Source organism: Cryobacterium shii, from assembly GCF_004402595.1.
In the GTDB taxonomy this organism is placed as follows: domain Bacteria; phylum Actinomycetota; class Actinomycetes; order Actinomycetales; family Microbacteriaceae; genus Cryobacterium; species Cryobacterium shii.
The window spans coordinates 63,539-83,204 of record NZ_SOFY01000049.1 but is presented as its reverse complement, the minus strand read 5'-3'; the positions used below and the strand labels follow the sequence as shown (position 1 = coordinate 83,204).

The 19,666-nt window shown below is 70.0% G+C and carries 18 protein-coding genes; 13 read left to right on the top strand and 5 right to left on the bottom strand.

Annotated features, from left to right (window positions below; genetic code table 11):
* Positions 1 to 96: 96 nt before the first annotated feature.
* The 7 genes from paaI to E3O49_RS09405 all read left to right on the top strand — a co-directional run bounded on the left by paaI (position 97) and on the right by E3O49_RS09405 (position 6,743).
* On the top strand, positions 97 to 525 hold the full coding sequence (gene paaI / locus E3O49_RS09435) for a hydroxyphenylacetyl-CoA thioesterase PaaI (RefSeq protein ID WP_198416047.1): 429 nt from the start codon (positions 97 to 99) through the stop codon (positions 523 to 525).
* 31 nt (positions 526 to 556) lie between these two features.
* Positions 557 to 1,867 (top strand): phenylacetate--CoA ligase PaaK, encoded by a 1,311-nt coding sequence (gene paaK / locus E3O49_RS09430; RefSeq protein WP_134367906.1) that lies wholly within the window; start codon positions 557 to 559, stop codon positions 1,865 to 1,867.
* 96 nt (positions 1,868 to 1,963) lie between these two features.
* Positions 1,964 to 2,572, top strand: a complete 609-nt coding sequence (locus E3O49_RS09425) for a TetR/AcrR family transcriptional regulator (protein ID WP_134367851.1) — start codon at positions 1,964 to 1,966, stop codon at positions 2,570 to 2,572.
* Between the two features lie 60 nt (positions 2,573 to 2,632).
* Entirely contained in the window at positions 2,633 to 2,989 is a 357-nt protein-coding gene (locus tag E3O49_RS09420) for a hotdog fold thioesterase (protein ID WP_134367904.1), read from the top strand.
* Between the two features lie 61 nt (positions 2,990 to 3,050).
* Positions 3,051 to 3,395, top strand: coding sequence for a helix-turn-helix transcriptional regulator (locus E3O49_RS09415; protein ID WP_134367849.1), 345 nt, complete (start codon positions 3,051 to 3,053; stop codon positions 3,393 to 3,395).
* A gap of 72 nt (positions 3,396 to 3,467) precedes the next feature.
* A complete protein-coding gene (locus E3O49_RS09410; protein ID WP_134367847.1) occupies positions 3,468 to 3,980 on the top strand; it encodes a universal stress protein in 513 nt (170 codons plus the stop codon).
* A 9-nt stretch (positions 3,981 to 3,989) separates the two neighbouring features.
* Positions 3,990 to 6,743, top strand: a complete 2,754-nt coding sequence (locus E3O49_RS09405) for a cation-translocating P-type ATPase (RefSeq protein WP_134367845.1) — start codon at positions 3,990 to 3,992, stop codon at positions 6,741 to 6,743.
* 98 nt (positions 6,744 to 6,841) lie between these two features.
* Here E3O49_RS09405 and E3O49_RS09400 read toward each other — a convergent pair whose 3' ends face one another.
* On the bottom strand, positions 6,842 to 8,995 hold the full coding sequence (locus E3O49_RS09400) for a DEAD/DEAH box helicase (protein ID WP_134434216.1): 2,154 nt from the start codon (positions 8,993 to 8,995) through the stop codon (positions 6,842 to 6,844).
* Positions 8,996 to 9,256: 261 nt separating this feature from the next.
* Between E3O49_RS09400 and E3O49_RS09395 the strand changes: the two genes are divergently transcribed.
* The 3 genes from E3O49_RS09395 (at position 9,257) to E3O49_RS09385 (ending at position 12,060) form a co-directional block, all read left to right on the top strand.
* On the top strand, positions 9,257 to 9,733 hold the full coding sequence (locus E3O49_RS09395) for a GNAT family N-acetyltransferase (protein WP_134403088.1): 477 nt from the start codon (positions 9,257 to 9,259) through the stop codon (positions 9,731 to 9,733).
* Entirely contained in the window at positions 9,730 to 10,890 is a 1,161-nt protein-coding gene (locus E3O49_RS09390) for an FUSC family protein (RefSeq protein WP_241976114.1), read from the top strand. Before E3O49_RS09395 ends, E3O49_RS09390 begins: the two co-directional genes overlap by 4 nt.
* A 90-nt stretch (positions 10,891 to 10,980) precedes the next feature.
* On the top strand, positions 10,981 to 12,060 hold the full coding sequence (locus tag E3O49_RS09385; protein ID WP_134451416.1) for an alpha/beta hydrolase: 1,080 nt from the start codon (positions 10,981 to 10,983) through the stop codon (positions 12,058 to 12,060).
* A gap of 25 nt (positions 12,061 to 12,085) precedes the next feature.
* On the opposite strand, the gene E3O49_RS09380 is transcribed toward E3O49_RS09385, so the two are convergent.
* The 3 genes from E3O49_RS09380 to E3O49_RS09370 form a co-directional block, all read right to left on the bottom strand.
* Complete coding sequence (locus E3O49_RS09380; protein ID WP_134367837.1) at positions 12,086 to 12,397, bottom strand: AzlD domain-containing protein; 312 nt, start codon at positions 12,395 to 12,397, stop codon at positions 12,086 to 12,088.
* On the bottom strand, positions 12,394 to 13,164 hold the full coding sequence (locus tag E3O49_RS09375) for an AzlC family ABC transporter permease (RefSeq protein WP_134367835.1): 771 nt from the start codon (positions 13,162 to 13,164) through the stop codon (positions 12,394 to 12,396). The genes E3O49_RS09380 and E3O49_RS09375 overlap by 4 nt, the downstream gene beginning before the upstream one ends.
* Positions 13,165 to 13,900: 736 nt before the next feature.
* On the bottom strand, positions 13,901 to 14,677 hold the full coding sequence (locus tag E3O49_RS09370) for an IclR family transcriptional regulator (RefSeq protein WP_134367833.1): 777 nt from the start codon (positions 14,675 to 14,677) through the stop codon (positions 13,901 to 13,903).
* A 94-nt stretch (positions 14,678 to 14,771) separates the two neighbouring features.
* On the opposite strand from E3O49_RS09370, the gene hutH reads away from it, so the two are divergent.
* Positions 14,772 to 16,322, top strand: coding sequence for a histidine ammonia-lyase (gene hutH, locus E3O49_RS09365; RefSeq protein ID WP_134367832.1), 1,551 nt, complete (start codon positions 14,772 to 14,774; stop codon positions 16,320 to 16,322).
* 903 nt (positions 16,323 to 17,225) lie between these two features.
* Positions 17,226 to 18,416 (top strand): M23 family metallopeptidase, encoded by a 1,191-nt coding sequence (locus E3O49_RS09360; RefSeq protein WP_134403090.1) that lies wholly within the window; start codon positions 17,226 to 17,228, stop codon positions 18,414 to 18,416.
* Between the two features lie 30 nt (positions 18,417 to 18,446).
* On the opposite strand, the gene E3O49_RS09355 is transcribed toward E3O49_RS09360, so the two are convergent.
* Positions 18,447 to 18,848 carry a PPOX class F420-dependent oxidoreductase gene (locus E3O49_RS09355; protein WP_134365032.1) on the bottom strand — a complete coding sequence of 134 codons (402 nt, stop codon included), beginning with the start codon at positions 18,846 to 18,848 and terminating at the stop codon, positions 18,447 to 18,449.
* Between the two features lie 101 nt (positions 18,849 to 18,949).
* Between E3O49_RS09355 and E3O49_RS09350 the strand changes: the two genes are divergently transcribed.
* Positions 18,950 to 19,621, top strand: a complete 672-nt coding sequence (locus tag E3O49_RS09350; RefSeq protein ID WP_134451414.1) for an IclR family transcriptional regulator — start codon at positions 18,950 to 18,952, stop codon at positions 19,619 to 19,621.
* Positions 19,622 to 19,666 lie beyond the last annotated feature (45 nt).

Here is a 19,666-nt window from a genome sequence, read left to right as displayed (position 1 = left end):
CAGTTAGTATATGGTTTCCCTACTAGCCCCACAACCACGTGTTGCGGTTGCGGCACACGGAACTCAATTCACACGGAACTCAATGAGGAGAACCACATGACGGATGCTCCACCTCCCTCCAACGGGGCAATGATGATGAACGACCGGGCGTCCGCCGCTCTCGGGATGGTCGTGCACGCATCCGAGCCGGGCCGGGCCGTCGTGTCCATGCTCCTGCGGGACGACATGATGAACGGATTCGATGTCACCCACGGCGGGATCGTCTTCGCCTTGGCCGACACCGCGTTCGCGATCGCCTGCAACGACGACCACCACGTGACGCTCGCGTCGGGCGCCGACATCACCTTCCTGAAGCCGACCACCGTCGGGCAGACCCTGACCGCGACCGCCGTGCTGCGCACCAAGAGCGGCCGCTCCGGCCTCTACGACGTGCGGGTCGCCACCGAGCACAACGTGCCGATCGCGGAATTCCGCGGCCGCAGCCGCACCACCAATTTTCCTCTCCCCGGCACCGCCGCTCACTAATTCACTTCCACCAGGAGGCCTCATGTCAACGATGACCAAGACCCGCTTGCACGCTCCGGCCCAGGATGAACTCGACCTGGAAGAGCGCATGTCCCGGGACGAGCTGCAGGCGCTGCAGCTGACCCGGCTGCAGAAGACCGTGCGCCTCGCGTACCAGAACGTGCCGCTCTACACCCGCAAGTTCGACGAGGTCGGCGTGCACCCCGATGACATCCGCACCCTGGATGACGTGTCGCTGCTGCCGTTCACCACGAAGGACGACCTGCGCGTCTCCTACCCGTTCGGCATGTTCGCGGTGCCGATGGACCAGGTCGCCCGCATCCACACCTCCTCCGGCACCACCGGGCTGCCGACCGTCGTCGGCTACACCAAGAACGACCTCAAGATGTGGGCCGGCCTGGTGGCGCGGAGCCTCCGCGCCTCGGGCGTGCGCCCCGGCATGCGCGTGCACAACGCCTACGGCTACGGCCTGTTCACCGGCGGGCTCGGCGCGCACGCGGGCATCGAGGCGCTCGGCGCCACCACGATCCCGATGTCCGGCGGGCAGACCAACAAGCAGGTCAAGATGATCCAGGACTTCCAGCCCGACGTGATCATGTCCACCCCCAGCTACCTCCTCACCATCACGGATGCCATGGTCGCGGCCGGCATGGACCCGCGCTCGTCCAGCCTCAAGGCCGGCGTGCTCGGCGCCGAGCCGTGGACCAACCAGATGCGCCTCGAGCTCGAAGACCGCCTCGACTTCGACGCCCTCGACATCTACGGCCTCAGCGAGGTCATGGGCCCGGGCGTCGGCAACGAGTGCATCGAGACCAAGGACGGCCCCCACCTGTGGGAGGACAACTTCCTGCCCGAGATCATCGACGGCGACTCCGGCCTGGTGCTCCCGGACGGGACCCAGGGCGAGCTCGTGTTCACGTCGCTGACCAAGGAGGCCTTCCCGGTCATCCGTTACCGCACCCGCGACCTGACCCGCCTGCTGCCCGGCTCCGCCCGCCCCGGCATGCGCCGGATGGAGAAGATCACCGGCCGCAACGACGACATGATCATCCTTCGCGGCGTCAACCTGTTCCCGACCCAGATCGAGGAGATCGTGCTCGGCATCGAGCACCTCTCCCCGCACTTCGTGATCGAACTGACCCGGCCGAACCGAATGGACGAGCTGACCGTGCGGATCGAACGGCACGAGCACGCGACCAACGCATCCTCCGACATCGCCGCCGCGCTGCTGATCCACCGGATCAAGGACCTGATCGGGTCCAGCGTGAGCGTTCTGATCGTCGAACCCGGAACCCTCGAGCGCAGCACCGGCAAGCACAAGCGTGTCTACGACCTGCGCTGAGCGGGCCGTACTGCGCTTTTCCCGGGAAGGGCGTTTCGACGCCGGTTCGCCCGCGCCTCGACGCGGGCGGGCCGGGTCGTGAGAGACTTCTCGGTAATGTCTGAGCGACCTGTCACCAAACGCGGCCGTCCCGGCTATGACCAACGCGCCATTCTCGAGGTCGCGGTCGCCGCGTTCAACGAGTTCGGCTACGACGCGACGTCGATGGGCGTGCTCGCGACGCGGCTGTTCCTGTCGAAATCGGCGATCTACCACCACTTCTCCTCGAAGGAGGAGGTGCTGGAGCTGGCCCTCGACGAGGCCCTCGACGGGCTCGAAGGGGTGCTGCGGGACGAGAACGCCCGGGTCGGCCCGGCGATCGACCGGCTGGCCTGGGTGCTGCGCGGGGCCGTCGAGGTTCTGACCTCCCGCCTGCCCTACGTGACCCTGCTGCTTCGGGTGCGCGGAAACACGGTCGTCGAACGCACCGCGCTGGCCCGACGACGCGCCTTCGACCGGGCCGTGTCGGCGCTCGTGACGGAAGCTCGCGACGAAGGCTCCCTGCGCAGCGACATCGACCCTCGAATCGTGACCCGCCTGTTGTTCGGCATGGTCAACTCGATCGTGGAGTGGTACCGGCCGGAAGGCCCGGAGGATGCCGAGACGCTCGCCGACGACGTGCTCGCGGTGGCCCTCGACGGGCTGCGCGTGCCGGCCGGGAACTGAACGGAAGTGGGAAAAGTGAACGAGAACTGGAAGATCACGCTCGGCGAACTGGACGAGAAGATGGGGGTGACCATCGTCGAACAGTCCGCGGAACGGGTGGTCGCGACGATGCCGGTGGAGGGCAACCGGCAGTCGTTCGGGCTGCTGCACGGCGGGGCATCCGTCGCCTTCGCCGAGGCCCTCGGCTCGTGGGCGGCCGTGATCCACGCCGGCCCCGGCCGCAGCGCCGTGGGACTCGACATCAACGCGACGCACCACCTCGCGGCCCGGTCGGGCATCGTCACCGGCGTGGCCACGGCCATCCGGCTCGGCCGCACCATCGCCTCGCACGAGATCGTGATCAGCGACGACCAGGGCCGCCGCCTCTGCACGGCCCGCATCACCAACCTGATCATCGAGGCGCCGGAGCGGCCGTAGTCCGTCCACGGGCTCGAGACCGCCGACACCTGCGCGACGCCGGTGGACTACTCTCGCTTAGATGAACGCATCGGACCCTGACCAGGAACCCCGACTTGCCCCCGGGAGCGACGCCCGCTGGACGTTTCTGACCAACCACGCGCACGTTCTCGTCACGATCGCGCGCGATCCGCAGTGCCGGATGCGCGAGGTGGCCTCCCGGGTGGGCGTCACCGAGCGCGGCGCCCAGAAGATCATCGCCGACCTCGTGGCAGACGGTTACATCACCAGAACCAGGATCGGGCGGCGCAACAACTACCAGATCGCCACCGGGCGACCGTTCCGGCATCCGGTGTCCGACGGCCACGAACTCGACGAGCTGCTCGCCGTGCTGGTGCCGACCCCGCCCCCCACACTGGACACCTGAACCGCAGTTCACTAATCTGGGAGTGTTCTGATCGTTCTGCCTTACTCGTCACCTTAGTCCGGAGAGTCCGCCGTGAGCACCGAAGGCACCACCCCAGCAGCCAGATCGGAAACCGCCGCGGCCACCAGGCAACCGCCGGCACCGCCCGACAGCATCGTCGTCGGCCACGACGGCTCGACCTTCGCGGACCACGCGCTCAGCACGGCCTTCGGGCTCGCCGACCAGCTGCACGCCCCGATCGTGATCGTGCGCGCCTGGTCAATCGACACCGCCCCCAGGCCCGCGAGCTGGGAGTTCGGCTACGTATCGTCCTTCGCCGAATACTCCGACGCGGTTCGGGCAGCACTGATCGAAGACACCGCAGCGATGGTGCACGCCTTCCCGCACGTGAGCGTCGACTACCGGGCCGTGCATGCGGGGCCGGCCCGAAGCCTGATCGAGGTGTCGCGGGACGCGCGCATGCTCGTGGTCGGTTCCCGCGGCCGCGGCAACCTGGCCGGCCTTCTGTTGGGCTCGGTCAGCGACCAGTGCACCCGACTCTCGGTCTGCCCGGTGCTGGTGACGCGCAAGCCGGCGACGGGCTGACCCAAACGGATGCCTGCCACCTCGTCCCCAGCGGAGGCAACCGAGCACGCCGCCTGGCACACTCTCTCGGCCGCTGAAACCACCACGGCCCAGGACGTCGACGCCCGCACCGGGCTTGCCGCCTCCGCCGTCGATGACCGCCGGCGGCGTTACGGACCGAACCTGCTTCGTAAGCCGAAGCGCGTGCCGACCTGGCGCAAGATCGTGCGCCTTCTGGCCGAGAAGATGACCATCGTGCTCTTGGTAGCCGCGGTCGTCAGCGCCGTCGTCTCGCGGGAGCTGGAAACGCCAATCGTGATCCTGGCCGTGATCATCCTGAACACCGTCCTCAATTATGTGCAGGAGCGACGGGCTGAGAGCAGCCTCCAGGCGCTGCAAAAGCTATCGGAAGGCAGGGCCGTCGTTCGCCGGGGCGGTACCGAACTCGAGGTGCAGTTCTCCGAGCTGGTGCCGGGCGACATTGTGCTCCTCGACGCCGGCGACTCCGTTCCGGCGGACGGCCGGGTCATCGACGTTGCCGGCCTCCAGGTGGCGGAGGCTGCCCTGACCGGGGAATCCGAACCGGTCGGCAAAACCATACCCGCGCTGGACAATGCCGGACTGCCGCTCGCCGACCGCACCAACATGCTCTTCATGAACACCTTGGTCACCCGCGGCCGGGCCACCATGGTGGTCACCGACACCGGCATGGGCACGGCCGTCGGCGGCATAGCGGTGCTGCTGAACGAGGTGAAGAACGACAAAACGCCTTTGCAGCGGAGGATCGACCAGCTGGCCCAGCTGCTCACAATCGCGGCGCTGGTCGTGGTGGCGATCGTCTTCGTGCTGGGCCTGCTGCGCGGGGAGTCCTGGACCGAACTCCTGATCACCGCCGTCTCGCTGGCCGTTGCGACCATTCCCGAGGGTCTCACCGCGGTCGTCGCGTTCACCCTGGCGATGGGTGCCTCGCGACTGGCCGCCCAGGGCGCGATCATCAAGCAGCTCTCGGCGGTGGAAACGCTCGGCAGCGTCAGCCACATCGCCACCGACAAGACCGGCACGCTGACCATGAACGAGATGACGGCCCGCCGGCTGCACACCCATGGCCGCGATTTCCGCATCACCGGCGAGGGCTACTCCACCGATGGCAGGATCCTCACCGCCGACGACGCCCCAATGCCTGACCTCACGGAGGCGTTCCTGACCATGGCCCTGTGCAACGACGCCGTGCTGCACGACGGCGTGCTGGTCGGCGACCCCACCGAGGGGGCCCTGGCCGTGCTGGCCGAGAAGGGCGGCATCGACGTCGCGGGTGCGAGGCGGACCCACCCCCGGGTGGCCGAAGTGCCCTTCGACTCCGACTACAAATTCATGGCCACGTTCCACCGACCGGCCGAGCCGACGAGCGGACTCCCGCAACCCGGACACCGCTGCTTCGCCAAGGGCGCGCCGGGCGCCCTGCTGCCCCTGACCGACTCCGTGCTCACCGACGACGGCCTCCGCCCTCTGGACGACACTCTGCGGCAACGGATCCACGACACCATCCAGGAGCTGGCCGGGGACGGCCTTCGCACCATCATGATCGCCGGACGCACCCTCGACGCCGGCACCGTTCCGGGCGAGGACTCCGGTCGCTCGTTGGTCACCGGGCTGACCCTCTACGCCATCGTCGGAATCGTCGACCCACCCCGGGTTGAGGCGGCCGAGGCTATTTCGGTGGCGCTCGGCGCCGGCATCCGCGTGCACATGATCACGGGCGACCACCTGGTGACGGCCTCGGCCATCGCCCGCAACCTGGGCCTGCCGGGCGAGGCTGCTGCCGGTGCCACGCTGGACGACCTCGACGACCACGAGCTCGCCGTCTACGCCGCCGATTATGGGGTTCTCGCGCGGGTCACCCCGGCCCACAAGATCCGGGTGGTCAGGGCGTTGCAGGCCGGCGGCGATGTCGTGGCCATGACCGGGGACGGCGTCAACGACGCGCCGGCACTGAAGCAGGCCGATATCGGCATCGCCATGGGTATCACCGGCACGGATGTCTCCAAAGGCGCCGCAAACATGATCCTCACCGACGACAACTTCTCCACGATCGTCTCCGCGGTGCGGGAGGGACGCGGAATCTACGCCAACATCCTGAAGTTCGTCCGGTTCCAGCTGACCACCGCGTGGGGATTCGTGCTCATCTTCCTGATCGCGGGCGTCACCGGCTGGGCCGCTGGTGCGCCGTTCACTGCGCTGCAGATCCTCTGGGTCAACATCATCATGGACGGCCCACCCGCACTGGCGCTCGGCCTGGATCCGGCCGAACCCGGCACGATGAGCCGGCCTCCGCGCCCGTCGGACGAACCCCTGATCACTCGGGACCGGATGCTGCGCATTCTCGGGCTCGGCCTCGTCATGGCCGCGGGCACCCTGACCGTGTTGACTCAGGCGTCCCCGCTGTTCCCGGAAAGTGCTGGGAACCCAGCCTTCGCCACAACCCTTGCGTTCACCACCTTCGTCTTCTACCAGGTCTTCAACCTGCTCAACGTGCGCTCGGACACCCACTCCGTCTTCTCACTTCAGACGTTCACCAACCGCAGCATCTGGCTGGCACTCACCGCGGTGATAGTCCTGCAGATCCTCGTGGTGCAGATCGACGTGCTCCAGGCGCTCTTCGACACCACCGCCCTCACGCCGACCCAGTGGGGCCTCTGCGTACTGGTCGGGTCGTCGGTGCTATGGATCGAGGAGATCCGGAAGGCCATCGTGCGGGCAACCGGTCGTCGGGCGGCTCGCCGCTGAGGCTTTCCTGCCCCGGAACGCGCGGAGGGGCACCCACCGTGACGGCGGGTGCCCCTTCTTCAGGTGCTGCTGTGCGGTACTGCCGGGTGCTGCTCGGGTTAGATGCCCGCGAGGTCGCGAACCGCGGAGTCGCCCGGGGTCGCGCTGGTGAAGCTGGCCTCGATCTCGGCCCGGTCGAGCAGGTCGTCCATGCGGCGGCGACGCTGCTTCGGGATCAGCGTCACGACGGTGCCGGACTTGCCGGCGCGGCCGGTACGGCCCGCGCGGTGCAGGTACGTCTTGTACTCGTCGGGAGCGTCGGCCTGGATGACCAGATCGATGTCGTCGACGTGGATGCCGCGGGCCGCGACATCCGTTGCCACCAGCACGTTCACGCGTCCGCTGGTCAGCATCTGCAGGTTACGAGTGCGGCGGGCCTGGTTCAGGTCGCCGTGCAGGCTGGTCGCCTTCACGCCGGCGTCTTCGAGCTGCTCGGCGAGCTGCTCGGCGTAGGCGCGGGTGCGCGAGAAGATCAGCGTCTTGCCCTGACGGTCGACGAGCTGGCCGATGATGGCGCTCTTGTCACGGTGCTCGATCATGAGCACGCGGTGGTCGATCGTGGAGGAGGCCTGGTCTTCACCGGCGACCTCGTGCACGGCCGGGTTGGTCAGGAATTCCTTGACCAGCTGGGCGACGCCCTTGTCGAGGGTGGCGGAGAAGAGCAGCTTCTGGCCGCCCTTCTTGGTCAGGCGCAGGATGCGCTGAACCGGCTCGAGGAAGCCCAGGTCGCACATGTAGTCGGCCTCGTCGAGGACGGTGACGACAACCTCGGACAGGTCGAGACGACCCTGCTCGATCAGGTCTTCGATGCGGCCGGCGGTGCCGATGATGATGTCCACGCCGCGCTGGAGGGCGCTGACCTGACGGTACTGCGGGACCCCGCCGTAGATCTGGGTGGTGAAGAGGCCGACGCTGCGGGCGATGGGCTGGATGGTGCGGTCGATCTGCAGGGCCAGCTCACGGGTCGGGGCCAGGATGAGCGCGCGGGGCTTGCGGGCCATCTTGCGGTCCTTGGCGCCGTTGTTCTCCAGCAGCTTCTCCACGAGGGGAGCGCCGAAGGCGATGGTCTTGCCGGAGCCGGTCTTGCCGCGGCCGAGCACGTCGCGGCCGGCGAGCACATCCGGGATGGTCGCGGCCTGGATCGGGAACGGGGCCGAGGCGCCGAGGGTGGCGAGCTCGCGAACGATGTTCTCGCCGAGCCCCAGGTCGCCGAAGGTCACACCGACGACTTCGGCAGCCGTCGTCGCGATGGCTTCCAGACGCTCGAGCACCACGTCGTCGCCGGCGGCGAAGTGCGGCTTGGAGTCGCGGTCCGGGTAGAAGTTGCTGGAGTGGCCGCCCTCGGAGTGTGAACGCTCGTTGCGTGCCGGGCGGTCGTTGTTGTACGCCGGACGATCCATGCGGGCGGGACGGTCGCCGTAGGACGGACGCTCGGTGCGAGCCGGGCGGTCGTTGTTGTACGCGGGACGGTCCGTGCGGGCGGGACGGTCACCGTAGGACGGACGATCAGAGCGAGCAGGGCGGTCGTTGTTGTACGCCGGACGATCCGTGCGCGGACGGTCGTTGTTGTAGGCCGGACGATCCGTGCGGGGACGGTCGTTGTTGTACGCCGGACGATCCGTGCGCGGGGCGCGGTCACCGTAGGCCGGACGATCGGAGCGGGCCGGACGGTCGCCGTACGACGGGCGGTCGTTGTTGTACGCCGGACGATCCGTGCGCGGGCGGTCGTTGTTGTACGCCGGACGATCCGTGCGCGGGCGGTCGTTGTTGTACGCCGGACGATCCGTACGGGGACGGTCGTTGTTGTAGGCCGGACGATCCGTACGGGGACGGTCGTTGTTGTAGGCCGGACGATCCGTGCGCGGAGCGCGGTCCCCGTAGGCCGGACGATCGCTGTTGTAGGAGGGACGGTCGTTACGGGGACGGTCGCTGTTGTACGAGGGGCGGTCGCCGCGCGGGGCGCCACCGGTGGAGGGGCGATCGCTGCGGTTCGGGCGGTCGCCGTAGGCGGGACGATCGGGACGCTGGCCGTAGGCAGGGCGGTCGTTGCCGGCAGGGCGGCCGGCGGCACGGTCGGCGCGTTCGCCGGCGTTCCAGCGGGCCTTCTTGGGCGCACCATCGTCGGCGTGGTGGCCGCGGTGTCCGGGGCTCTTGCTGCCGCCCTTGGACGGTCCGCCCTTGGCGGCGTACTTCGGATCAAAATTTTTAGGCATGGAGACATTCCTGGGTTGTGTTGAGTACATGGCAGAACAACGACGCACACGCGACGCAACCTGAGAACCCGGGCAGTCTATGGCCGGGGCCGTTCACATACAGTGATTTTTCACCAGCGGATTACTGGGAAACCGGCCCATCCTGACTTACAAACCCATCCGCGCACACAAAAACAAACACGGTGTCAAGAGCCGACCTGCCTACGTTACCTGATTGACGCCGAAATGTCACGGCCGGTCTGCAGCGTCTACGCTTATTTGATGCTGATGACCATCGCCATCGAGTCTCCGCGTCCGGCCGAGATCGCCGCCCTGCTGCGGCTGAGCGCCGACTTCGCCCAGTCCCTCTACCCGCCCGAAAGCAACTTTCTGCTGAGCGCCGACGAACTCGAGCAGCCCGGCGTGCGTTTCTACACGGCCAGGGATGACGACGGCCGCGCCCTCGGCATTGCCGCCCTGGTGGCCGCAGATGACGCTGCGACGGCGGAGCTCAAGCGCATGTTCGTGCACCCGGAGGCCCGCGGCCAGGGCATCGCCGGCCGCCTGCTCGACCGGATCGAAACGGATGCGCTGGCCGGCGGCATCCGTGAAATCGTTCTGGAGACGGGGCCGGACAGTGCCGCGGCGCTCGCGTTCTACCGCACGGCCGGTTACCGTGAGATTCCCCGGTTCGGCCAGTACATCGGCGAGGAGTTCAGCGTCTGCTTCGCCAAGGCCCTGGCGGAGGGGTCGCTGTGAAGCGGGCAAGGGGCACCCTGACCCGGGCGGCAACGGGCAGCGCCCCGATGGCACGGAAGTCGTTCTTCTGGATGGGGACGACGGCCACCAGCCCGCGGATCGTGCAGGCCCTCAAGGCCGCCGTCGCCGTCGCGATCGCCTGGTCGATCGCGCCGCTCCTGCCCGGCGTGGCCGACGACTACCCCTACTACGCGCCTCTGGGTGCGCTCGTGAGCATGTACCCGACGCTGATGAGCTCCGTGCGGAACGCCCTGCAGACCCTGGGCGGCCTGGCCGTCGGAATCCTGCTCGCCGGGGCCGTCATCGTTCTCAGCGAACCCAACGTGTTCACCATCTCCCTCGCGGTCGGCGTGGGCGCCGTCATCGCGGCCTCCGGCTGGTTCGGCGCCAACCGCGAGTACATCCCGGTCACCGCCCTGTTCGTGCTGATCGTCGGCGGGCCGAATGCCGACGGCTACTCCATCGGCTACCTCGAGCAGATGACGCTGGGAATCCTGGTCGGCCTCGCCGTGAACCTGCTCTTCTTCCCGCCGCTCGCCTTCGAAGCCGTCGGTCACCAGCTGGCCCTCTTCCGTCGAACCCTCGCCGAGCACCTGTCGGAGGTCGCCGACGCGCTCGCCGACAGCTGGCCACCCGAAAAGGACGGTTGGGCCTCCCGCAGCCAGGAGCTCGTGGCGGTCGGCCGCGCCGTGCGGGCGGCGGTGAGCCACGCCGACGACAGCCGCAAGGGCAACCCCCGCGCCCGCCTCCACCGGCGGGATCTCCGCACGGACTACGACGACCTGGCCGCGCTCGAGACCGTCACGTTCCATGTGCGCGACCTGACCGAGGTGCTCACCGGGGCGGTCTGGGGCACACCGGTGCAGCTCGAGCTGCGGCCCGAACTGCGGCCGGCGCTGAGCCGCGCGCTGCACGCCGTGGCCGCGGTGCTGCGGGACTGGGACCCGGACGAGGGCGCGACGGCCGCATTCACAGAAGCAGAGGCCGCCCTCCAGAATTTGATGACGGAACTGGACGAACGGAAGGCCTCGGCTCCGGCGACGTCCATGGCCGTCGCGTCGACCATCTCGATCAGCATCACCCGGATCCTCGCGGCCCTCCGGCCGGAGGAGGCGGAGGAGACCGCGCCTACCCCGGATGCCGCGCCGCCACGCTGAGCGTTCGCGGGAGCCGACCCGGGAACGGGATTCGGTGCGAGGCCGGGCACGATCTATCCTCGAGACACCTACCCGCAGCTCGGAGCATCCGTGATCATCGGCCCCCGCCTCACCCGATTCGGTTCACGCCGCGTCCGCATCACGGCGATCCTCGGCGCAGCGGCCGTCGCACTCACCGCGACGACCCTGCTGGCCGGGCTCCGCCCCGCACCGCACGACGTGACGCCGGACGAGCCGGGCGCCGCCGACAGTGAACTCGTGACGACGGAGATCATCGGCATCCGGACCATCGCCCCACCCGAAGGCGTGACGGTCGACACGGATGTCCTGTACGGCACCCGGGCGGACGGCGCCCAGCTCACCCTCGACGTCTGTTCCCCCGCCGAGGCCGCACCGGAGGCAACGGCGTCCCCGGCGCCGACGGCCACGGATGCGGCGGCGACCGAGGCGGCGGCCGGCCCCGCGTCTGCGCGGCGCCCCGCCGTTCTCTCGGTCCATGCCGGCAGCTGGAACCACGGGGACAAGGGCAACAGCGACTGGCGGGCGGTTTGCACCTGGCTCGCGAGCGAGGGATTCGTGGCCTACTCGGTGAATTACCGCCTGGTTCCGGATGCCCTGTTCCCCGCCGCGATCGATGACCTGGGCCTGGCCGTGGAGTGGATGCGCCAGCCCGACCACGCCCTGCGCTACGGCATCGACCCGGATCGGATCGGCGCCTTCGGCGGTTCCGCGGGCGGCAACCTTGCCGCCCTCCTCGGTGCCCGGGGCTCCGGGCCGCTGACCGAGGGGTCGCGGGTGGCCGCGGTCGCCGAACTGACCGCACCGGTCGATCTCAGCTATCAGGGGCTCGTGACCGGCGGCGCCCCGTTCGGGCTGCAGCGGCTCGTGCAGCGTTACCTGGGCTGTGCGGCGCCGACCGACTGCTCCGCCGCCGAGGCCGCGTCCGTAGCCAACAAGCTCGACCCGAGCGACCCGCCCGTCTTCATCGGGGCGTCAATGGACGAGTTCATCCCGCTGAGCCAGTCCACCGGGTACGCGGACGCGCTCGAGAGCCAGGGAATCCCGCACGAACTGGTGACCGTGCCGGGAAGCTACCACTCGATCGGCATCCTCGACGAGGCCATGCGCGCGAAGGTCTCGGCGTTCCTGCACGCGGCCCTGGACGATTAGTTCCAGGGCGACCGGCCCCGCGCGACTAGCTCCAGCCGAGGAGGCGCAGGCCGGCTGCCGCGGCCGCGCCCACGACCACCACCACCAGGAACGGCGCCCGCAGCCAGAGGGCGACGGCCGCGGCCGCGAGGGCCCCGATCCGGGCGTCGAGCACGAGTTCCTGGCCGGTCGCGACCGTGTTCGCGACCGTCAGGGACGCCAGCAGGCCGATCGTCAGGGTGCCGGCCACGCGGGCGACCCGGGGATTCGTGAGCCACCGGCGCGGCACGAGATAACCGAGCAGTTTCGTGAGGAAACCCACCGCGCAGGCGACCAGGATCCAGAGCCACAGGGTCACGAAACGGCTCCCGTCCCGGGCTCGCCCGGCCGGTCAGTCTGGGGGCGGGGAGCGGGATACGGGTCGATGTCGGGCTCCAGCCCCTCACCCTCCGGACCGCGCCGGAAGCCGAACCAGCCGATGGCGCCGGCGACGACGGCCGCCACGAGGATGGGCACGCCCGGCGGCACGACCGGCACGGCGAGCACGGTCGCCAGCGCGCAGACCACCGCGATCGCGCCGGCCTCCCGCGACCGGAGCCGGGGCCAGAGCAACCCGAGGAACGCGGCCACCGCGGCGCCGTCGAGTCCCCACTGCTTCGGGTCTCCGAGCGCGTCGCCGGCGAGCGCCCCGACCAGTGTGAACGCGTTCCACAACACGAAGATGCCGACTCCGGCCACCCAGAATCCGCGCTTCTGCTCGACCGGGTCGGACTGCCCGGTGCTCGTGGCGAGCGATTCGTCGATGGTGACGTGGGCGGCGGCCAGGCGGCGCCAGCCGCGGGGGTGCAGCAGCGCGTTCAGCTGCATGCCGTAGACCGCGTTCCGGATGCCAAGCAGGGCGGCCGCTCCGGCGGCGGCCACGGGGGTGCCGGCGCCCGCGATCACACCGATGAACGCGAACTGGGAACCCCCGGAGAAGAGCAACAGGCTCAGCGCCGACGTCTGCCAGAGCGTGAGTCCGGACGCCACGGACAGGGCACCGAACGAGATGCCGTAGAGTCCGGTCGCCACCGCGATCGACAAACCGACCCTGGCCCCGGGGGACTGGCGGAGAGTGGTCGGCACCGCTCAATGCTATTGGTGCGCGGGCGGCTATTGGTCCGCAGGGCTATTGGTCCGCAGGGCTATTGGTCCGCAGGGCTATTGGTCCGCAGGGCTATTGGTCCGCAGGGCTATTGGTCCGCAGGGCTATTGGTCCGCAGGGCTATTGGTCCGCAGGGCTATTGGTCCGCAGGGCTATTGGTCCGCAGGGCTATTGGTCCGCAGGGCTATTGGTCCGCAGGGCTATTGGTCCGCAGGGCTATTGGTCCGCAGGGCTATTGGTCCGCAGGGCTATTGGTCCGCAGGGCTATTGGTCCGCAGGGCTATTGGTCCGCAGGGCTATTGGTCCGCAGGGCTATTGGTCCGCAGGGCTATTGGTCCGCAGGGCTATTGGTCCGCAGGGCTATTGGTCCGCAGGGCTATTGGTCCGCAGGGCTATTGGTCCGCAGGGCTATTGGTCCGCAGGGCTATTGGTCCGCAGGGCTATTGGTCCGCAGGGCTATTGGTCCGCAGGGCTATTGGTCCGCAGGGCTATTGGTCCGCAGGGCTATTGGTCCGCAGGGCTATTGGTCCGCAGGGCTATTGGTCCGCAGGGCTATTGGTCCGCAGGGCTATTGGTCCGCAGGGCTATTGGTCCGCAGGGCTATTGGTCCGCAGGGCTATTGGTCCGCAGGGCTATTGGTCCGCAGGGCTATTGGTCCGCAGGGCTATTGGTCCGCAGGGCTATTGGTGCGCAGGCCGCTGTCGGTACGCAGGCCGATCAGGCGCCGGGGTGCCGGCCGCGGATGCGCCGGGAGAGTTCCGCCGCCGTGCCCGCCAGCTCGGCGGCGAGCCCCGGCCACTCGGACGGCGCGATGCGCTCCCGCGGGAACGTGAGCGCGATGCCCGCGGCCGGCCAGCCCGCGTGGTCCCGCACGGCCACGGCGACGGATGCCATCCCCGCCGTGATCTCGCCGTCCTCCTGCGCGAACCCGTCGGCCCGCACCCGCTCGAGCAGCCGCCGCAGCTCACCGGAGGTGCGCGGGCCCTGCCCGTCGCGGGACGCGAACGCCGCCGCATTGGGGTACAGCGCCCGCAACTGGGCGGCCGGCAGCGCCGCGAGGAGGGCGCGCCCGCTCGCGGTGAGGTGGCTCGGCAGGCGCACGCCGACATCCGTCACCAGCGACGGCCGGCGCGGCGCGCGCTCCTCGATCAGGTAGATCACGTCGCGGCCATGCAGCACCACGAGGTGGGCGCTCTCGCCGAGCCGGTCGACGAGCTGCGCGATCAGCGGGCGACCGAGGTGCGACAGCGGCTGCTGGCGCGCGAAGCCGGAGCTCAGCTCGAACGCCGCCACCCCGAGCCCGTAGCGCCGTTCCTCGGGCAGGTGCACGACGAAACCCTGGTCGGCGAGCGCCGCCAGCAGGTCGTAGACGCTCGACCGCGGCAGGCCCAGGGCCGTGGCGATGGCGGAGGCCGGCACCGGCCCGCGCTGCATCGCCAGATGCGAGAGGATGCGCAGCGCGCCATCCGCCGCCGGAACCTTCGCCCTGTTCATGAGTCACATCCGCCCTCGTCAACTGTCCGGGATACCGGACACATCCGAGTGTAAACCCGTGGTGCCGGCGGCCGGGCTGGTGTCGAATCGGAGTATGAACCTCGCCACCGCATCCGTCACCGTGGGCACCGGCCCGATCGACTTCACCGACGTCATCGCCGTGGCACGCCAGGACGCCCGCGTCGTGCTGGCGCCGGCAGCACTCGACGGCGTCGCCGCGACCCGCCGCATCATCGAGGGCCTGGCCAGCGACACGAGCCCGCACTACGGGATCTCGACCGGCTTCGGCGCGCTCGCGACGACCTACATCGAGAGCGACCGCCGCGCCCAGCTGCAGGCCAGCCTGGTGCGCTCGCACGCGGCCGGCAGCGGCCCCGAGGTCGAGCGGGAGGTGGTGCGCGCGCTGATGCTACTGCGGCTCTCGACCCTGATGACCGGACGCACCGGCGTGCGACCGGTCGTCGCCGAGACCTACGCGGCGCTGCTCAACGCGGGCATCACCCCGGTCGTGCACGAATACGGTTCGCTCGGCTGCTCCGGTGACCTCGCCCCGCTCGCACACTGCGCGCTCACCCTGATGGGCGAAGGCCGGGTGCGCGATGCGAGCGGCACCCTGCGGGGCGGCGCCGAGGCCCTGGCCGCCGCCGGGATCAGCCCGGTCGTGCTGGCCGAAAAGGAGGGCCTCGCCCTGATCAACGGCACCGACGGCATGCTCGGGATGCTGGTGCTCGCCCTCGCCGACCTCTCCCGCCTGCTCACGACCGCCGACATCGCCGCGGCGATGAGCGTCGAGGCCCTCCTCGGCACGGATGCCACCTTCGCCGCCGATCTGCAGGCCCTGCGGCCCCAGCTCGGCCAGGCGGTCAGCGCGGCCAACCTGCGGGTCCTGCTGGCCGGTTCCCCGCTGCTGCAGAGCCACGCCGGCCCGGACGATCCCACGGTGCAGGACGCGTACTCGCTGCGCTGCGCCCCGCAGGTGCACGGCGCCGCCCGGGACACCCTGGACCACGCCGCCCTGATCGCCGGCCGCGAACTGGCCAGCGCCGTGGACAACCCCGTCGTCACGCTGGACGGCCGGGTGCAGTCCAACGGCAACTTCCACGGCGCCCCCGTCGGCTACGTGCTCGACTTCCTCGCCATCGCTGCGGCGGATGTCGCGAGCATGAGCGAGCGGCGCACCGACCGGCACCTCGATGCCTCCCGCAACAAGGGACTGCCTCCGTTCCTGGCGCACGAGGTCGGCGTCGACTCGGGCCTGATGATCGCGCAGTACACGGCCGCCGGGATCGTGTCGGAGCTCAAGCGGCTGGCGGCGCCGGCATCCGTCGACTCGATCCCCTCGTCGGCGATGCAGGAGGACCACGTGTCGATGGGCTGGGCGGCGGCCCGCAAGCTGCGGCATTCGATCGACGGCCTCGGCCGGGTGCTGGCGATCGAGATCATGACCGCCGCGCGCTCGCTCGACCTGCGTTCGCCGCTCGTTCCCGGGCCCGCCACCGGTGCGGTGCGGGGCCTGGTGCGCACCGTGGCCGACGGCCCGGGTCACGACCGGTTCCTCTCCCCCGAGATCGAGGCCGTCGTCGCCCTGGTCGCGACGGGCGCGGTGCGGGATGCCGCTGCCTCCGTGACGGGCCCCCTCGCCTAGATCCCCCCCGAGGGCGCTGAACCAATTCGACGGAGATTTTTCCGCGAAGGGGTGTTTTCGTGCCCTTTGGGCCCGATTTCGTGGTCATTCGGGCAAAATCTCCGTCGAATTCGTTAGGGCGCGGGCCGCAACGCGCGGGTGATCCCGGCCCGGACATCCGCTGAACTCGGACCGGTCCGTGCGCTGTGCCTGTCCTCTCGTTCGCCGGTCGGGTCTGCTTGTGAGCGCCGATGGCCCATGCCATGATGTCTCCGCCGCGACCCTTCGAACGGCAGGTCTACCACCCGAAATGAATTGCGCAGGCTCATGAACTCCAGGCCGAGTGCTCGCCGGACCAGCCGTGCACCGGGGCAACCCCCGGAACGACGTCTGGCCGCTTCCGGCGCGTGCCTGGCGATCACTCTGCTCCTGGCCGCCGGGGGCCCGGCCCCCGCCCGGGCAGACGCGGGGCCGACGCTGCCGGGTCCGGGCAGCACCCCGTTTTCGGGGAGCACCCCGTTTCCAGGGCCGGCGGAACAGCCGGCACAAACACCGGCACCGACACCGGGGCCCCCTGCCGTGCCAACGCCAACGCCGACAACGGTTCCCCCGCCCGGCCCAGCGGTGCCCCCCGCACCGGCCCCCGGGCCGACACCCACCCCGGCTCCCCCGACCGTCGCCACGCCGACACCAACACCGAGTCCGACACCGACGCCGGCAACGGTCCCGACACCGGCACCGGTCCCGACGCCGGTTCCTTCGCCCCACCCGGCGCCCACTCCCATACCGACCCCAGCCCCCACTGCCATTCCAGCTCCTACCCCGACGCCGACGACAGCGCCCCCGCCGACCCCCGACCCGCCGACCCCACCCGCGACGAACCCGACGGACGAGCCGCCGCCGGTATCCGTGCCAGTTCAGCCCGTGCCAGTTCAGCCCGCACCCGCCCAGCCCCTGCCCGCCCCGCCGGCGGCCGCCGCGCCGCTCCCGTCCGCACAGCCCTCCGGCTCGGCCTCAAGCGCCCGCGCCCTTGCCGAAGCCAGGGCGATCGCCGCGCAGCGCGCCGCCGAGTCGAGAACGGCTGCCGCCGTGCACGCCGCGGCCTACGCATCCGCTCTGGCACGCCAGCAAACGGCTCAGGCGGCCTACGACACGAACCGGCTCGCCTACGCGTCCGCCAAGGCCGACTTCGACGCCGTCACCGGCCGGGCGACCCTCGCGCACGACCTCAGCGTCGGGGCCGATGCCAGGGCCGAAGCGTCCAAGCGGGCGCTGGCCACGCTGGTGCGGGCACGGCTGCAGCAGCCCGGCACCGCCTCCCTCGACCTGCTGCTCTCCGAAGCCCACGGGGACAACCTGCTGCAGCAGCTCGGGACCCTGGACACCCTCTCCCGGCTGACGTCGAATCTGGGCAAGGTGCAGGAGCGGGTTCAAGCGGATGCCCAACTCGCGCAGTCACTGCGGGACCAGGACGCCGGACTGCAGGCGTTGATCGGCACCATTCCGCTGGACGCCACCCGCTCCGCGATGGAGGCCTCCGAGGCGGACCTCAACGCGGCGACGAGCGAGCTGTCCGCCCTCGCGGCGAGCGCCCCGGCCACGTTCGAGACGACGCCGCTACCCGAGCAGTCTGCCCCGCCCGAGCAGACCACCCTGCCCGACTTACTCTCCCGCGCTGACGTCGGCCAACTCAGCAGTCAGGGCTGGGCCTTCCCTGCCATCGGCCACGTCACCGACGGCTTCGGCCCCCGGCCCGACCGCCCGATGCCCGGGGTGAGCGCGTTCCACCGTGGCACCGACATCAGCGCGGCCTGCGGCGCCGCCGTCTACGCGGCCACCTCGGGCGTCGTCACCGCCGCCGGCCCCCAGGGCACCTACGGCAACTGGATCCAGATCGACCACGGCGACGGCGTCGAAACCGGCTACGCGCACATCGCTGACGGGCAGACGTTCGTCAGCGTCGGGGAGAGCGTGATCGCCGGCCAGGTGATCGCGGGGGTGGGGAGCACGGGCGCCTCCACGGGCTGCCACCTGCATTTCGAGGTCAGGCTCGACGGCACGGCCATCGACGCCCGGCCGTTCCTCGCTCAACGCGGCGTGCTGCTCGGCGACTGACCGGCTGCGGCTCAGCGACTGCTCAGCCGTCTAGTCTGTCTGCCCGGCTGTGATCACGAGGGCGACGGACTCCGTGGTCGATCCCCGGAGCCGCTGGGCGGCGCGGATGGCGCGGTACTTCAGGCCGTACTTCCCGAGCAGCGCCGAGTCGAGCACGGCGAGGGTCTCCGCGTCGGTGTGCACGAGGGCCCGGGCGGTGACCGTCGCCGCCCCCGGCGTCACGACTCCGCGGGCGGTACAGGGGGTGAGCTCGATCCGCTCGGTGTGCCGCAGGCGCTTGACCTTGCCGCTGGTGCCGCCCGTCGTGACGAGCAGCCGGTCGGCATCCGCCGCGATCCAGACGGGGGTGCCCACCGCATCCCCCGTCTTGCGAAAGGTCGTCAGGAGCACGTATTGCTCGGCCCCGAGGGCCAGCAGCGCGGTTGTCGTCATAGTCGATTATGTCGCGCGGGTGGCCGAAACACCGTCTGGCTATTGCCATTGCACGACATCTGTATTTTACTGGATGACACAGAACGCATCGAAGGAGCATTATGGCCGAGTCATCCACCCGCACCGTGGAGCGCGCCCTCGATCTGCTCGCGGTGATCTGCGACGGCGACGGGCTCACCCTCTCCGAGAGCTCCCGGGCGGTCGACCTTTCCCCGAGCACCGCCCTCCGCCTGCTGCGCACCCTGGAGACCCGCGGCTTCGTGCGCAAGACCGACGATGGGGCCTACCTGCCCGGCAGCCGCATCATCCAGCTCGGCGCGCAGTCGCTCAGCAGCGAATCGCTGGTCACGCTGTGCCGCCCGGCCATGGAACGACTCGTCGCCGACACCGGCGAATCCGTCTACCTGAGCGTGGCGGGCCACGACCGATCCGCCCTCTACATCGCCATCGCCCCGGGCACCCATTCCGTGCGCCACGCGAACTGGGTCGGCCGCACCGTGCCACTCGACGGGTCCGCTGCCGGGCAGGTCCTCGCCAGGCAGACCCCGACGGCCGGTTACGTCGTCGTCGAACGTGGCGTCGAAACGGATGTCACGGCCCTCGCCGCGCCCATTCGTTCCGAAGCGAACGTCGTCGCAGCCCTCAGCCTGGTCATCCCCAGCTACCGGGTGACGCCGGGCGATATCGGTCGCTACGGCCCCCTGCTCGCGCGCGCCGCCGGGCAGGTGTCGGCGGGCCTAGGCCGCGACGAGCGCCTCCCCGCTCCGTCCTGACCTCACCGACGAGCCCACGAAAACCGACGCCCCACGAACCCGAAC